The 15,947-nt window shown below is 67.9% G+C and carries 12 protein-coding genes and 1 pseudogene; 7 read left to right on the top strand and 6 right to left on the bottom strand.

All coding sequences use genetic code 11. The features are described 5' to 3' along the window. The first annotated feature begins 47 nt into the window (after positions 1–47). Together dnaX and recR are read left to right on the top strand one after the other, a co-directional pair. Positions 48–2,195 (top strand): DNA polymerase III subunit gamma/tau, encoded by a 2,148-nt coding sequence (gene dnaX, locus ON45_RS21415; protein ID WP_051062904.1) that lies wholly within the window; start codon positions 48–50, stop codon positions 2,193–2,195. Between the two features lie 55 nt (positions 2,196–2,250). Next, a complete protein-coding gene (gene recR, locus ON45_RS10995) occupies positions 2,251–2,859 on the top strand; it encodes a recombination mediator RecR (protein WP_040493856.1) in 609 nt (202 codons plus the stop codon). A 344-nt stretch (positions 2,860–3,203) separates the two neighbouring features. Here recR and ON45_RS10990 read toward each other — a convergent pair whose 3' ends face one another. Continuing rightward, on the bottom strand, positions 3,204–4,394 hold the full coding sequence (locus ON45_RS10990) for an acetyl-CoA C-acetyltransferase (protein ID WP_040493854.1): 1,191 nt from the start codon (positions 4,392–4,394) through the stop codon (positions 3,204–3,206). A 114-nt stretch (positions 4,395–4,508) separates the two neighbouring features. On the opposite strand from ON45_RS10990, the gene ccrA reads away from it, so the two are divergent. From ccrA to sigJ, 4 genes are all read left to right on the top strand, one after another. Then, entirely contained in the window at positions 4,509–5,846 is a 1,338-nt protein-coding gene (gene ccrA, locus ON45_RS10985) for a crotonyl-CoA carboxylase/reductase (protein ID WP_040493851.1), read from the top strand. Positions 5,847–5,891: 45 nt separating this feature from the next. Next, positions 5,892–6,530 (top strand): HAD family hydrolase, encoded by a 639-nt coding sequence (locus tag ON45_RS10980; protein WP_040493849.1) that lies wholly within the window; start codon positions 5,892–5,894, stop codon positions 6,528–6,530. 83 nt (positions 6,531–6,613) lie between these two features. Beyond that, a complete protein-coding gene (locus tag ON45_RS10975; RefSeq protein ID WP_040493848.1) occupies positions 6,614–7,846 on the top strand; it encodes an FAD-dependent oxidoreductase in 1,233 nt (410 codons plus the stop codon). A gap of 4 nt (positions 7,847–7,850) precedes the next feature. Then, positions 7,851–8,747 carry an RNA polymerase sigma factor SigJ gene (gene sigJ / locus ON45_RS10970; protein ID WP_040493847.1) on the top strand — a complete coding sequence of 299 codons (897 nt, stop codon included), beginning with the start codon at positions 7,851–7,853 and terminating at the stop codon, positions 8,745–8,747. A 47-nt stretch (positions 8,748–8,794) separates the two neighbouring features. Here sigJ and ON45_RS10965 read toward each other — a convergent pair whose 3' ends face one another. The 5 genes from ON45_RS10965 to radA are packed head-to-tail and all read right to left on the bottom strand — an operon-like array spanning position 8,795 to position 14,754. Further along, positions 8,795–10,495 carry a SulP family inorganic anion transporter gene (locus ON45_RS10965; RefSeq protein WP_158412350.1) on the bottom strand — a complete coding sequence of 567 codons (1,701 nt, stop codon included), beginning with the start codon at positions 10,493–10,495 and terminating at the stop codon, positions 8,795–8,797. A 22-nt stretch (positions 10,496–10,517) separates the two neighbouring features. Continuing rightward, complete coding sequence (locus ON45_RS10960) at positions 10,518–11,582, bottom strand: isopenicillin N synthase family dioxygenase (RefSeq protein ID WP_040493846.1); 1,065 nt, start codon at positions 11,580–11,582, stop codon at positions 10,518–10,520. Positions 11,583–11,592: 10 nt separating this feature from the next. Continuing rightward, entirely contained in the window at positions 11,593–12,669 is a 1,077-nt protein-coding gene (disA, locus tag ON45_RS10955) for a DNA integrity scanning diadenylate cyclase DisA (protein ID WP_051062902.1), read from the bottom strand. Between the two features lie 53 nt (positions 12,670–12,722). Continuing rightward, positions 12,723–13,313 carry a carboxymuconolactone decarboxylase family protein gene (locus ON45_RS10950; RefSeq protein WP_051062901.1) on the bottom strand — a complete coding sequence of 197 codons (591 nt, stop codon included), beginning with the start codon at positions 13,311–13,313 and terminating at the stop codon, positions 12,723–12,725. Between the two features lie 58 nt (positions 13,314–13,371). Continuing rightward, a complete protein-coding gene (gene radA, locus ON45_RS10945) occupies positions 13,372–14,754 on the bottom strand; it encodes a DNA repair protein RadA (RefSeq protein ID WP_040493845.1) in 1,383 nt (460 codons plus the stop codon). 209 nt (positions 14,755–14,963) lie between these two features. On the opposite strand from radA, the pseudogene ON45_RS10940 reads away from it, so the two are divergent. Next, a pseudogene (locus tag ON45_RS10940) lies at positions 14,964–15,947 on the top strand (hypothetical protein); the annotation flags it as partial.

Below are 15,947 nucleotides of genomic sequence, written 5' to 3'. Positions count from 1 at the left end.
GTGCAGCCCACCGGGCCCGACGGGTCGTGTCGGTAGTGTGGCCATCGATGGCAACCCAGTCGCTGTATCGCCGGTATCGACCTCGCCGCTTCTCCGAACTCAAGGGCCAGGACCACATCGTGCGTGCGCTGCGGACGTCGGTTGCCGAGGGCCGTGAAGGTCAGGCGTACCTGTTCTCGGGCCCGCGCGGCACCGGCAAGACCACGACCGCACGGATCATGGCCAAGGTGCTCAACTGCGAGAAACCGCAGGACGGCGAGCCCTGCTGTGAGTGCGCTTCGTGCCTGTCGGTCGAGCAGGGAACCAGCTACGACGTGCACGAACTCGACGCCGCGAGCAACAACGGCGTGGAAGCGATGCGTGACCTGATCGACAAGGCGTCGCTCGGGACGCCCGGTCGCCACAAGGTGTACATCCTCGACGAGGTGCACATGCTGTCGAAGGGGGCCGAGGCAGCGTTGCTCAAGACCCTGGAGGAGCCGCCGCCGCACGTCGTGTTCGTCCTGGCGACGACCGATCCGCAGAAGATGTCCGACACGATTCGCAGCCGGACCCAGCACCTGCAGTTCCACCTGTTGGGTGCCGACACCCTCGACGAGCACGTGCGCTGGGTCGCGTCCGACGCCGGTCTCACCGTGTCCGACGATGCGATCGAGCAGGTGATCGCGCAAGGGGCCGGCTCACCGCGCGACACGTTGTCGGCGCTCGAACTCGTGTCGAACTCGGGCGGTGCGGCGACCGAGATCATCGCGCTCGACGAGTTCGTCGAGGCGATGATCGAGCACGATCCGGGGCGGGGTCTGAAGATGGTCGCCCAGTCGGTCAGCCAAGGGCGCGACCCGCGGACGATCACCGAGGAGCTCATCGGCTACCTCCGCAACGGGTTCCTCGCATTGATGGCGCCCGAACTGGTTCAGCTGCCGTCGCATCGCCTCGACGCCGTCACCGACGTGGCACAGCGGGCCGGTGCCGTTCTTCTCGTGCGCGGGATCGAACAACTCGGCGAAGCGCTGGTCGAGATGCGTACGGCGCCGGACCCCCGTGTCCTGCTCGACGTCGCGACGGTCCGCTTGACCGCCGAGGAGGTGAGCGACGACGTCGCTGCCCTCGCAACCCGGCTCCAACGGCTCGAGCGCAAGGTGGCCGACGGAGTGCCCGCGGCGCCGGCGGCCGCCACATCGTCCGGGACGGAATCTGCTGCTGCCATGCCGCCCGCGACCGCTCCCCCGCGAGAAGTCGATCCGTCGACGGGACGCAGGAAGCTGGGGTCCCGGGCCGGTGCATCGGCGCCCGCCGCGACCGACGGTGCCGCAGCACATGCCGGCGCAGCACAACCCCCGTCGGCTCCGCCGGCTGCGTCCGACGACCCGCAACCCACATCCTCCGTGGCCGAATCGGGACCAGCGTCGCGTGATCCGGCCGGGTCCCCGACCGATCGATCGACGGCGGAAACGCCCGCCCCGGCCGGCGCCGGAAAGTCGATCAGCGATGCCGACTGGGAGACGGTTCGTCCTCAGCTGCGGGGCATGGCACGCGCGGTGTTCTCCCCGGCGACGTTCGTGTCCGTCGACGCGGGCACCGTCACGCTGGGTCTGCCCAACGAGACCCATCGCACGAAGTGCGAGCAGCACCGCGACGTCGTGGAGCAGGCGTTGGCCGCTCACGCCGGTGTCCCGATCTCGGTCGACCTGGTCGTCGACGGTGACGGCGGAGGAGGTGGATCGCGAGCGGGCTCCGGCCCGGGTGGCAGCGCGTCGGGAGTCGAGGACGCCGACGTTCCGCGAGCGGTCGAAACCTCCGGCCCGTCGACCGCGAGCCCATCGGGATCCGGCGCGGCGAAGCCGATCACGACGGGTGCGCTGGCCGAGGATCGGAGCCCGAGCGCGGAGCACGACCCGGTGCCGAGCGAGGACACCAATCCATCGCAGCATCTTCACGTCGTACAGCCCGCCGGCGCCGAAGCCGGTGACGGCGCTGCGGTCCGGAACGGTCGTGCGATCGCCGACCAGGCGCGAACGGACGGGCCCCCGCCCGACCCGGACGAAGGTCTGCAGCGCGTCGGCAACACGCTGCCAGACGACGATGATGTCGACCTCGACGATCTGATCGACGCACCTCCCGAGTCCGTGAAATCACCGGTCGATCGCCTCGCCGAGGCCTTCCCGGGCTCCGAACTCGTCGACGATCCGTACTGACCCGCTCGATCGGTCACGCAGGCACGCACATCCCCTTCACCTTCTGTCAGGCGACATGGCAAGCACCTACACCCCACCCGTCCAACTGCTGATCGACGAACTCGGTCGGCTCCCCGGCGTCGGCCCGAAGTCGGCGCAGCGCATCGCGTTCCACCTTCTCAAGATTCCCGCGGACGACGTCAATCGGCTCGCCGAGGCGATCATCGATGCGAAGAAGCGTGTGCGCTTCTGCGAACGCTGCTTCAACGTGGCGGACTCGACGCTCTGTCCGATCTGCAACGACGACGCCCGCGATTCGTCGCTGGTCTGCGTGGTCGAGGAGTCACGCGACATCGTCGCGCTGGAGAAGACCGGCGAGTTCCGTGGTCGCTATCACGTGTTGCTCGGGGCGATGAGCCCGCTCGAGGGGATCGGACCGGAGGACCTGAAGATCCGCGAACTCGTCGCCAGGATCGAGCCGGAGGGGATCGAGGAGGTCATCCTCTGTACGAATCCGAACACCGAAGGCGAGGTCACCGCGATGTACCTCGCGCGGTTGCTCAAGCCGATCGGGTTGAAGGTCACCCGGATCGCCAGCGGCCTGCCGGTGGGCGGTGATCTCGAGTACGCCGACGAACTCACCCTCGGTCGTGCGCTCGAAGGTCGACGCAGTGTCGAGGACTGATCTCGTCCGCCTGAGCGCCGGCACGGTGCGTGCCGCCGAGCGAACCGTGCCGAAAATGAACTGAAGCACCGCCTCCTCGAACCGGTAGCGGGCGGACGGGCCGGTTCGGATTGACGGTGCTTCAGACTGTGGTGGCTTCCTGACGCTCGGAGTTCGACCCTTTTCGGCTCGATGTCATTTCTGTGACGAAATGACCCTCTGTCGTCGTTTGACCACTCGATGAAGTTGTAGGGGTAACCATATGAACCGGCGACGGAAATGTCAACGTCCTTCCGAAAAAGGCAGCACAGACGTCAGTTCGGGTACGGATCCACGGGGTCGGACCCGGTTGGAACCATGCAGCCTCAGATCGTCTTGAGGACGATCGCGTCGCCCTGCCCGCCACCACCGCAGAGGCCGGCCGCACCGATGCCGCCACCGCGGCGCTTCAACTCGTGGAGCAGGGTGAGCGCCAAACGGTTGCCGCTCATGCCGATCGGGTGACCGAGCGCGATCGCACCACCGTTGACGTTCACGATGTCGTCGGAGATGCCCAACTCGTCGATCGACGCCCGACCCACAGCGGCGAACGCTTCGTTGATCTCGAACAGGTCGAGATCGGCCACCGCCACGCCCGCCTTGTCGGCGGCCTGCAGGATCGCCCGGCTCGGCTGCGTGAGCAGCGAGGCGCTGTCGGGGCCGGCGACCATGCCGTACGACACGAACTCGCCGAGCGGGGTGACTCCACGCTTCTCGGCCGCTTCCTTCGACATCACGATGACCGCCGACGCACCATCGGACAGCTGCGACGCGTTGGCCGCGGTGATCGTGCCGTCCTTGTCGAACGCCGGACGCATTCCGGCGAGGGTCTCGATCGTCGTGTTTCCACGGACGCCCTCGTCGTGTTCGACCACGATCGGGTCGCCCTTGCGCTGCGGGACGGTCACGGCGACGATCTCCTCGGCCAGGGTGCCGGCCTCGATGGCAGCAGCAGCGCGCTGGTTGGAGGCGGCGGCGAGCTGGTCCTGCTGCTCGCGCGTGATCGCGGTGTCGCCGGTGTAGCGCTCGGTGCCGAGCCCCATCAGGCAGGAGTCGAACGAGCACCACAGACCGTCGGCGATGATCGCGTCACGCAGCTCGGTGTTGCCGTAGCGGAACCCGCCGCGGGCGCCGTCGGCGAGGTACGGGGCGTTGGTCATCGACTCCATGCCGCCGGCGACGACGATGTCCGCGTCGCCCATCGCGACCATCTGGTGCGCGAGGTAGATCGCGTTCAGGCCCGACAGGCACACCTTGTTGACGTTGACCGCCGGAACGCTCATGGGGATGCCCGCCTTGAACGCGGCCTGACGGCTGGGGACCTGGCCCTGGCCGGCCATCAGGACCTGTCCCATGATCACGTGGTCGACCTCGTCGGGAGCGACGCCTGCTCGGCTGAGTGCTTCGGTGATGGCGAAGCCACCCAGGTCGGCGGCGGAGAACGAGGCGAGTGCACCGCTCATCTTGCCGATCGGCGTGCGAGCGCCGGCGATGATGTAGGAACCGTTGGAAGCCATGTTCCGAGCGTAGTCCTCGCCTACCGAGCGGTAACAAGCCGCCACCGAGGCACGGTACCCGGCGACCGTTTCTGACTTTGGTCGCCTCGGTTACCGCTCGGTAACGTCGGTCCCATGGAGCAGATTCTCGAAGCGATCCAGGCCGGCGCGAGCAGCGACGACATCGCCAACCTTCCGATTCCCGAGAGCTACCGCGCCTCGTTCGTCAAGCGCGACGAGGCCGCGATGTTCGAGGGAGTCGACTCGTGGGACAAGGATCCGCGTGCGTCGCTCCACGTCGACCAGGTCGCCACGCCGGAACTCGCACCCGACGAGGTGTACATCGCCGTGATGGCGTCGAGCATCAACTTCAACACGGTGTGGACCTCGATCTTCGAGCCACTGCCGACCTTCGGGTTCCTCGATCGCATGGCCCGCGACGGCGAGTACGGCGCACGGCACTCCCGCGACGAACACATCGTCGGTTCGGACGCATCCGGTGTCGTGCTGAAGGTGGGCGCCGCGGTGCGCAACTGGAAGCCGGGTGACGAGGTCACCGTCCACTGCAACTACGTCGACGACCAGGACCCGAGCGCACACGACGACTCGATGCTCGCTGCGAACCAGAAGATCTGGGGTTTCGAGACCAACTTCGGTGCGCTCGCCGACCTGTCGGTCGTGAAGGCGAACCAGCTGATGCCCAAGCCGACGCACCTCACCTGGGAGGAGGCAGCGGTGAACGGGCTGTGCAGCGCCACGTCCTACCGGATGCTCGTGAGCGACAACGGCGCGCGGATGAAGCAGGGCGACAGCGTCCTCATCTGGGGCGCGACCGGCGGCATCGGTGGATACGCCGTGCAGTACGTGTTGAACGGTGGAGGTCGACCGATCGGCGTGGTCTCCTCACCGGAACGAGCCGAGTTGCTGAACAAGATGGGCTGTGAGGCGGTCATCGATCGCAAGGCGGCTGGTTACCAGTTCTGGTCCGACGAGTACACGCAGGACGAGAGCGAGTGGCGGCGGTTCGGCAAGGACATCCGGGCGGTCAACGGTGGCGAGGACGTCGACATCGTGTTCGAGCACCCGGGTCGCTCGACGATGGGCGCCTCGATCTTCGCCGTGAAGCGCGGCGGCACGGTGGTCACGTGTGCCGCGACGTCCGGCTACATGGTCGAGTTCGACAACCGGCACTTCTGGATGAAGCTGAAGAAGCTGCTGTCGTCGCACTTCGCGAACTACGCGGAATCCTGGGCCGCGAACAAGCTGCTCGACCAGGGCCGGATCCAACCGCTCCTGACCGACGTGTACGACCTCGACCACGTCGGCGACGCCGCGCTCGCGGTGCACCACAACGAAGCCGAGGGCAAGCTCGGTGTGCTGTGCCTCGCGCCGGCCGAGGGCCTCGGTGTCTCCGATCCGGAGAAGCGTGAACGCATCGGTGAAGACAAGATCACCATGTTTCGCGGAGTCTGACGTGTCGACCGGGGTCTGACCCCGTTGACACGGCACACTGCCTCCATGACTCTGCCGGCGGCGCTGTTGATCGACATGGACGGGACGATCGTCGATTCGGAGCCGTACTGGATCGCGAGTGAGCACAAGCTCGTCGCGGAGTTCGGCGACACGTGGAGCGCAGAGGATGCACACTCGATCGTCGGATTCGACCTGCTCGACGCCGCGGTGCAGCTGCGCGATCGCGGTGGGGTTCGCCTCGAGCCGCCGGCGATCGTCGAGTGGCTGCTCGACAGCGTGATCGCGATGTGTGCCGAAGAGTTGTTGTGGCGACCCGGTGCCCGGGACCTGCTGATCGAGGCGCGCGAAGCGGCCGTGCCGTGCGTGTTGGTGACCATGTCGTGGCGGCGCCTCGCCGATGCGGTCCTCTCGGCCGCTCCCGCGGGCGTGTTCGTCGGATCGGTGACCGGTGACGAGGTGGTCAACGGCAAGCCGGCACCCGACCCGTACCTCGCTGCGGCGGCACTCGTCGGGGCAGAACCGGCCGACTGCGTGGCGATCGAGGATTCACCGACCGGCGTGGGATCCGCCGTGGCGGCGGGATGTCGAACGGTAGCCGTGCCGCACGTGGTCGACGTCGAGCCGCAACCCGGCGTGACCATGTTGGCCACGCTGGAAGGCGTCCGCCTCGCCGACCTGGCCTGACCGACGGTCGCTCGCTGCGCGATCCTTCGGGACGTGATGGGACTGGCCTGTCACATTCTGATCCGCTGCGTCGTCGAACAGACATGAGCCACGATTCTCCACCAGTCGACCCGAGCCACGCCGATGTCCACGTGATCGGAGGTGGGCTCGGCGGACTCGCCGCCGCGGCGTTGGTCGCCCGTGCGGGTCGTTCCGTCACCGTGCACGAAGGTCGCGGCCGACTCGGCGGCCGGGCGACGACGGATTCGAAGGACGGCTACCGGTTCAATCAGGGCCCGCACGCGCTCTACCTCGCGGGCGAAGGCCACCGAGTGCTGCGAGCGTTCGGGATCGCCCCGTCCGGCACCGCGCCGAACACGAAGGGCGCCCGGATGGTGCGCGACGGACAGGTGGGGCTCGCACCAGGTGATCCCGTGAGCTTGCTGCGCAGTTCGGTGCTCGGCTGGCGGGACAAGGTCGCTCTGGCCGGCGTGTTGAATCGCATCGATCGGCTCGACCCCGCCACGCTCGGCTCGGTCACCACCGGCGAGTGGGTCGACGATCTGTCGCCACGCGCTCGGGTGCGCGAGATCATCCACACCGTGATCCGACTGGGGACCTACGTGAATGCTCCGGACGTGCTGTCCGCGGACGTGGCGCTGATGCAGGTCCAACTGGCACTCGGAGACGGCGTGATCTATCTCGATCGCGGCTGGGAGCAGCTCGTCGACGCTCTCGCCGCGGTCGAGGGAATCACGGTCGTCCGCGACGAGCCGGTCCGCGAGCTCCCCGATGCCCGCTGCGTGATCGTCGCGACCGGCGCTCCGTCGTCGGTCACCGCGCTCACGGGGCAGCGCTTCGACGAGCTCGGCCCGTCGGCCGATGTGTCCGTGCTCGACATCGGCCTCACGACTCCGCCGACCCACGACGTCGTACTCGGGATCGATCCGCCCATGTATCTGTCGAATCACGGCTTTCCCGCCGGGATGACGCCCGCCGGCCGCTCGTCGATGTCGGTGGCGGAGTACCTCGCACCCGACACGGCCCCGGACCGGGAGAGGCTCCGGGCGTTCCTCACCCACGCCGGCGTCGCGCCGGAGTCGGTCGAAACCGAGCGGTACCTTCACCGGATGACCGCCGTGACCGCGATCTCCACCGCCGCGGCGGGAGGCCTCCGGCGTCGACCCGATGGAGTCGTGCCCGACCGCGCCGGCGTGTTCGTCGTCGGCGACTGGGTCGGACGACGAGGGCATCTTCTCGACGCCGTGCTCGCCAGCGCGGAGGACGCGGCGCGCAACGCGGTCGCCCATCTCGACCGGCAACCGAGCGTCCGGTGAACGAATGAGCTCGCAGGCCACCGAGTTCTTCGAGGCCGAGCGCCCGCGTCTGATGCGGCTGGCGTACCGGATGCTGGGAACTCCCGACGATGCCGACGATGTCGTCCAGGACGCGTGGCTGCGGTGGCAAGGCACGACACTCGACGACGTCGAGAATCCGGCCGCGTGGCTCACGACCGTCACGACGCGGTTGTCGATCGATCGACTCACCTCGGCTCGTCGGCGGCGAGAGACGTATGTGGGACCGTGGATCCCGGAACCGTTGACGGTTGATCCCACAGCCGATTCGCCGATCGATCCGGCTGCTTCCGCGATCGGTGGGGAGGGGTTGGAGCTGGGCCTCCTGCGCGTCCTCGAAACCCTCGGACCGGTCGAGCGGGCGGTCTTCCTGCTCCACGACGTGTTCGGGTATCCGTTCGACGAGGTCGCGACCGTCGTCGGCAAGTCGGTGCCCGCGACGCGCCAGACCGCAAAGCGGGCGCGCGATCGAGTCCGATCGGGTCGACCGCGCATCGATCCCGAACCGGACGACGTGGACAAGTGGTCGGCGGCGTTCCTCGGAGCGGTGGTGAACGGCGACGTCGACGAGTTGATGGCGATGATGACCGACGATGTCGTCCACATCTCCGATGGCGGCGCGGAACGTCATGCGGCCCGTCGGCCGGTCGTCGGTGCCGATCGGGTCGCACGGCTGCTCATCAACCTGACCAATCGCGACCTCCGGGAGAGCGACGAGCTCCACTGGTTGCGCGTCAACGGCCAGACCGGCTTGTACATCGTCCGCGACGGCGAGCCGTTCCTGCTCAACGTGATCGGTTGGCGCGACGGGCGGGTCGCGGAGTTCCTCACGATCGTCAACCCGGACAAGCTGGCCCGCTTCCACGAGCGCTGGCGAGCCTGACACTCGCCGCCCGACCGCGGAATCCACGGGCGACGTTCAGCGGTCGATCACGCGTCGCCGTGAACGGCCGCGTCGAGACTCGGGAAGATGCGCCCCTCGAATCGGGCTCGGAGCTTGGAACGATGTACCTGCTGGCGGGCACGGCGGTGGAACCGCGCGATCCGCATCTCGATCCCGCGTTCGCGGAGGGCGTCGTCGATCGCAGCGAGTGCCCGGGCGCCACTGGCGTCGAGGTCCGACACCATCTCGGCGTCGAGGATGAATCGTGTCGCGTCGGGCCGAGCGGCGATGAGCGCCTTCGAGCCGCGGACCAGGCGACCCGCGTTCGCGTAGATCAACGGTGCCTCGAACCGCAGGATGGCGACCCCGTCGACCGGTGCCGCGTCGAGCTCCTCGTCGCCTCGGGCCACGAAGCTGCCATCGCTCGTGCGGTACAACTCGAGTACGTCCGGGAAGCTGGCGCGACGGACCACGAACGCCAGGGAGATCACGACCCCGACGATCATCGCGGGCAGCGCCTCCCACACCAGCACGAGCACGAAGGTGATGACGCCCGCGATGAAGTCGGCACGGTTCACGTCCCACAGATCGAGCACGCGGGTCGGGTTCGCGGCACCGAGGACGGCCACGATCACCACCGCAGCGAGGACCGGTTCGGGGAGAATCTCGAACAGCGGCCCGAGGAACAACAGCGTCGCGAGCACGGTGATGCCGCCGACGACGTTGGCCATCTGGCTCCGTGCGCCATTCGCGATCGAGGCCTCCGACTTCGACAGGCTGCCACTCACCGCGAGCCCACCCACGAGACCGCTCGCGACGTTCGCCGCGCCGCTCCCGATCAGTTCCTGGTCCGAATCGACCTCCTCACCGGTTGCGGAGGAGACCGACGACACCGCCGCGAAACCCTCGGAGAAACCGACGAGCATCAGCGACAATCCTCCGGCGAGCAGCTCGAGCCACTCGGCCATGGACAGCTCCGGGACGCCGACGTCGGGGAGGCCCTGCGGGATGTCGCCGACCACCTCGACGCCTCGCGACGCCAGGTCGAGGATCTCGACGATGACGATGCCCGCCACGACCACGACGATCGCTGCCGGCACCCGTGCGGCGTACCGTTCGAGCAGGAGCAGCGCGATGACGGCTGCCACGCCGATCAGCACCGTCCACCCTTGCCAGTCGGCGACGTTCGACACGATGTCGATGAACTGCGCCACGGCCGATTCGCCGTCGACCTCGACACCGAGGAGCCCGTCGAGCTGTCCGATGATGATCGAGATCGAGAGTCCGGCGATGAACGCTTCGAGCACGGGCCGGGAGATGAAGTTGACGATCCATCCGAGTCGCAGGATCCCGGCGACGATCAGCAGCACGCCCGACGTGATCGCGAGCGCGGAGGTCAGCGCAATGGGGTCGACATCCCCGGAGAAGTCCGCGACGATCGATGCCGACAGGGCGGCGACGGCGGACGCCGGCCCGACCACCAGGATCGAGGAACCACCGGTGATCGCGTAGGCCGCAACGGCTCCCAGAGCGGCGTACAGGCCGACCTCGGCGGGGACACCGGCGACCCCGGCATAGCCCATCGACTCCGGGATCAGGAGTGCCGCCAGCGCGAGTCCCGCGATGAGGTCGACGGGAAGATCGCGCTTCCACCGGTAGCGCCGGAGCCAGCCGAGGATCGGGATGACGGAGGTCAGCGTTCGCTCGGGCAGCGACACCAACGACGTCGATCTCGTTGCGTCCGTCACGCGATGCCTCCTCGACCGAGAGTCACGCGTCGGGGTGATGACGGGCGACGTTGTCGGGGTAACTGCGGACGAAGTAGTTCCACAGCTGCTGACCGTAGGTGTCGGCGCGGTGCCGACTCGCCATCTCACTCACACCGGATTCCGTCTCGGCTGCGCTCGCCATGAATCCCGCCGAGAAATGCCGCGGGCTGGCGGCGACCGCATCGACGAATCGTCGATCGAGATCGATCGGTTCGAGAGGCGTGTCGAGCGATGGTCCGTGGAAGTACGCCGCCGACATCCGCGGCTCGGTCGTGATCACTCGATGGGCGGTCGCGACGAAGTAGTTCCCGGTCATCGACTGCAGCATCTCGCCGAGGTTGACCACGAAGGATCCGGGCACTGCCGGGACCGCGATCCACTCGCCGGCCGGGTTGAGCACTTCCAGTCCGGCCACCGTGCCCGGGGCGAGCAGCGTCAGGAATCCGGTGTCGTGGTGCGCATTGACCCCCGCTCCTCCCGTCGGAGTGGGCGGGTAGTTGATCATCTTGGTGAGCGACATCGGCCGATCGCCGAACAGATCGACGAAGAAGTCGTCGTCGAGACCGAGGCCGGCGGCCAGGAGACTCAGGATTCGATCGGCGAGCGAGCCGAGTTCGTCCATCCAGCGTTCGGTGATCTCGCGCTGGCCGGTGAGGACCTCGGTGGGCATCCACTGGTTCGGCCCGTGCAGCCGATCATGGACGGGTCCGTTCGTTGTCGTCGCCGTTGGCCATTCCGACCAGACGTCGATCTGTTCGCGCACGTCGACCCGGTTGTTGGTGAACTCCGAGCCGACCGCCTCCCAGCCGCGGAAGTGCGGAGAGCGGCGTTTGTCGATGAGGGCGCGCTCGGACTCGTCCAACGCGAAGAACCGGCGCATGAGGTCGAACACGTCGGCCACGACGGCGTCGTCGACTCCGTGATCGGTCACGACCATGAAGCCGATCTCGTGGCAGATGCGGCGAACGGTGTCGGCGAGCTCCTGGCGCGGGTCAGGCGGTCCCGCGATCGCACCGAGGCTGACGATCGGGATCTCGTCGAAACCAGCAGCGGACGCGGCGGCCATGGATCGCTCGTCAGTTGTACTGGTCGAGAATCGCCGACTCGGTCACCCGTGCCAGTGTCTCGCGCACTTCGGCTGCGGTGGCGTCGTCGATTCCGGCGACCTCGGACAGGTCGGTGAGTGTCGCACGTTGCAGCTTCGACAGCCCGTTGAAGTGTCCGGCGATGGCGAGTGCCGAGTCGGACGACAGGCGTTTCGTGCGGTGCAGGAGTCGCAGGCCGCGCGGGGCGACCGAGATCGTGAGGTCGTCGTCCTCCTCGAGACGGTGCAGTGCTTCGGCCGCCTTGCGAAGGTCGTGGGTCTCTTCGTCGGTGAGACGCGACATGATCTCGAGCGTCTCGCTCGGGGTCCGGTCGTCGGCGACGTAGTCCTGCACGACGAGTTCGAGTTCGTCGTCGATCTCGCCGTAGAGCTCGTCGAGCTGGAGGCGGAGCAATCGTGCGTCCACACCGAGCTCGACGATCATCGTCTCGATCTCGTCGGCGATGCGATGCACCATCTCGCCACGCTGAACGACGGCGGCCACGTCGCGAAGCGTTGCCACGTCCTCGACCTCGACGGCGGTGAGCTTGGCCATCGCGTCGTCGAGCCGGACCTTGTAGCGCTCGAGGGTCTGCAGCGCCTGGTTGGCGCGTTCGAGGAGACGGCCGATCTCCTGCAGCTGGCGCTTTCCGCCGCCCGCGTAGACGTTGATGACGCCCATCTCCTCGCTGGCGGACACGACGGGAACATCGAGCGATCGGGCGACGCGCTCGGCCGTGCGGTGCCGTGTTCCGGTCTCGCTGGTCGGCACGGTCGGATCGGGAACGAGGTGCACATTGGCCCGGGCGATCCGCCCGCCGTCGCCCGAGATGATGATCGCTCCGTCCATCTTCGCCAGCTCGGACAGGCGCTGCGGGCTGAACGGCGCGTCGACCAGGAAGCCGCCGGAGCAGATCGACAGCACGTCGGGACCGTCGTCGAGCACGAGCAACGCTCCCGCCTTCGCGCGCACGACCCGATCGATCCCGTCACGCAGCGGCGTCCCCGGTGAGATCCGGGCGAGAGCCTGGCGCATCTGCTCGTTCGCGCTCCCGTATCGCAGCTCCATGTCGGGAGTCTAGGGGCAGGGAACGAAGCGCGATCAGTGGACGGCCGCGGCTCCTACGCGCCGGGCGGGAATCCGGGAATCCCGTCGTCGAGTCGAACGCCGGTGCTGTTCAGGAATCCCGACACGAGTCGGTAGAAGCCGGCGACCACCAGCAACTCGATCAGTTCCTCGTCGGTCCAGGTGTCGGCAAGGCTCGACCACGTCGCATCGGACACGCAGTCATCGTCGTGGAGGTCGTCGGCGAGCGCGATCAGCGCCAGGTCGGCGGGCGACCATGCGTGATCCGACGGGTCGCGTGTGAGGGCGGCGATCTCGTCGTCGGTGAGCCCGCAGCGCCGTCCGATGACCGTGTGCTGGCCGAACTCGTACTCGGCGCGCGCATTGGCACCGACGCGCAGGATCACCAGCTCGCGCTCACGCTCGGGGACGAGGCCCTTGTTGAGGATGAACCCACCGAGCAGGTTGAAACGCTTGAGCAGCTTCGGGTGCCTGCCCAGGGTGCCGAAGATGTTGAGCGGAGTGCCGTCGTGGGTGAGGGCCGTGGCCATGATGTCGGCGAGTTCGCCGTCGAACTCGGTGATCGGTTGGATGCGGGGCTCGGACGGTCGAGGAGAGTCGGGTGCATCGTCGGCAGCGAAGTTCATCGACTCGAACGTAGCGAGTGGCTCGACCGAGGCTGCCGTCGAACGGCCCTGCGCCGCGTCATGGGGTCAGCGTCGCCGCGCGCAGCGCCTCGGTCAGCGTCGACACGCGAATCAACCGCACCTGCCCGGCGACCTCGTCGTCGGCATCGGGCGACTTGGCCGGCAGGATGATCCGGCGGAATCCGAGTCGTGACGCCTCGGTGACGCGTCGGGGAGCGTGGCTGACCTGGCGGATCTCGCCGCCCAGGCCGACCTCGCCGAAGACGGCCATGTCGGCGGGAAGTGGGATGTCGTTCATCGCGCTGGCGACGGCGAGGCAGATTCCGAGGTCGAGTCCGGGCTCGGTGAGTTTGGCTCCACCGGCCGCCGATGCGTAGACGTCCTGGTCGCCGACCTTGATCCGGCCGCGTTGGCCGAGCACCGCCATGAGCATCGACAAGCGTCCTCCGTCGATGCCCTGCGCGCTGCGGCGTTTCGGCACGTTCTCGAGGCCGGGAGAGGTGAGCGCCTGCAGTTCGACGACGATCGGCCGTCGCCCCTCCATCGTGGGAACCACGGCGGAACCCGCGATCCCCGTGCGACGGTCGGCGAGGAACATCGTCGATGGGTCGGGCACGGCGACGAGCCCGGCGCCGACCATTTCGAAGAGGCCGAGTTCGTTCGTGGGCCCGAAGCGGTGTTTGACCGCTCGGAGCAGACGGAGCGCGTGGTGGCGGTCGCCCTCGAACTGGAGCACCGTGTCGACGACGTGTTCGAGCACGCGCGGCCCGGCGAGGTTGCCGTCCTTGGTGACATGGCCGACGAGCACGATGGCGATGTTGCGTTCCTTCGCCTCGTTGACCAGCCGGTGCGCGCAACCGCGCACCTGACCCACCGACCCCGGCGCCGAGGAGAGCTCGGGATCGACCATCGTCTGGATCGAGTCGATGACGACGAGTTGCGGCTGCGTTTCGTCGATCGCGTTGATGACGTGGGGGAGCGACGTTTCGGCGTGGAGCCACAGATCCGGGCGGATCGCGTCGAGCCGTTCGGCGCGCAGTCGGACCTGCGTTGCACTCTCCTCGGCGCTGACGTAGAGGGTGGTGTCGTCCCGCGCCGCCAGCAACTGGAGCAGCAGGGTGCTCTTGCCGATTCCGGGTTCGCCACCGAGCAAGGTGACCGACCCGGCGACGAGGCCGCCGCCGAGCACGACATCGAGTTCGTCGATCCCGGTCGAGATCGGACGTGCCGTGTCGGTGCGCACCTCGCCGATCCGAGCGGGGCCGGATCGTCTGGTCGGGGCGAGGGGAATCACCGTCGCGTCGGCGGCGCCTCCCGACAGCTCTTCGACCAGCGTGTTCCAATCCCCGCACCCGGTGCACCGGCCGGCCCACTTCGGTGTCTGCGCACCGCACTCGGAGCAGGCGAACAGGGTCTTGATCTTGGAGGACTTCGCGGCCATCGGCTCATCATGCGCACAGGGGTGTCACACTCCTCGAAGAGTGGTCGCGCGACCGCGTCATGCGCACATCGAGGAGATTCGGGTGTGACGTCTGCAACTTCTCGTCGTTGTGGGTACTCGTACCCACAGTTGAGTCAGCGGGCGTGCTAGTTCTCTCCCTCGTGGGGCGCGCAAGACGGCGTGTCCCACCGGGCGGACAGGAACACGACATGGTGACACGCAGGGTTGATCGCGACGTCGAGAATTTCGATTGGGACGCGGCCGAACGTCAATGGGCACGACCCCGGGTCGCCGAACGGCGCCGGGTCCGACGGCCGGTGACCACGTCGTGGTGGCCGTTCGTCGTCGCGGCGTGCATGGCTCTCGCCGCAGCAGTGGTCGTCGACGCTCCCACACCGTCGCCCGCTTCGGACACCGTCGAACCGTCGATCGCACCGACCGAGTCGGCACCCGTCGACACCGAGGTCGCCGCGACGGACCCCGCGACGTCCATCGCCGTGACGACCGGTTCCGGTCTGCCTCGTTCCTCCGTCGAGCCGCTGGGAACGCCCTCCGCCCGGCTCGTGAGCGCCGGGATGGATCTCGTGCTCGAATCGGGCACGACGTCGCTGCACACCTCCACGATCGGCACTGCCATCGAGCCGGTGGAGTTCACCACGACGCGTGTGGGCGACGCCGTCCCGGACATCCCCTCGATCGTCCAGCGTGATGGCGAAGCGGTGAACACGTGGCCCGACCTCGAAGAGTGGTTCCGGCGGACCGACGGCGGATTCGAACACGGCTACACCCTCGACGCCCCGATGAGTTCCGACGACGCGTTGGCCATCGAGATCGAGGTCGGAGGCGGACAGCCGATCTCGACGTCGGCCGACGACGTGGTGATCGTGCGCGACGGGGGCGGCGTCGTGTCCTACCGCGATCTCGTCGTCGTGGACGCGGACGGTGTCGTCCTGCCGTCGGCGATGTCGGTCGACGGGTCCGCGATCGTGCTCGACATCGACACGACGGGTGCGACCTACCCGATCACGGTCGACCCCGACATCTCCGAGTCCCAGCGGATCGGCGACTTCCCGAGTGCCGGCAGCGAGTTCGGCACGACCGTCGTGGTCGAAGGGAATCTGATGGCGATCAGCGCACCGGGAAACCCGGCCCCTGCCGGTTGTCCGAGCTGCGGGACGGGAGCGGTGTACGTG

Source organism: Ilumatobacter nonamiensis YM16-303 (assembly GCF_000350145.1).
In the GTDB taxonomy this organism is placed as follows: Bacteria; Actinomycetota; Acidimicrobiia; order Acidimicrobiales; family Ilumatobacteraceae; genus Ilumatobacter_A; species Ilumatobacter_A nonamiensis.
This window is presented reverse-complemented; position numbering and strand designations above follow the sequence as displayed.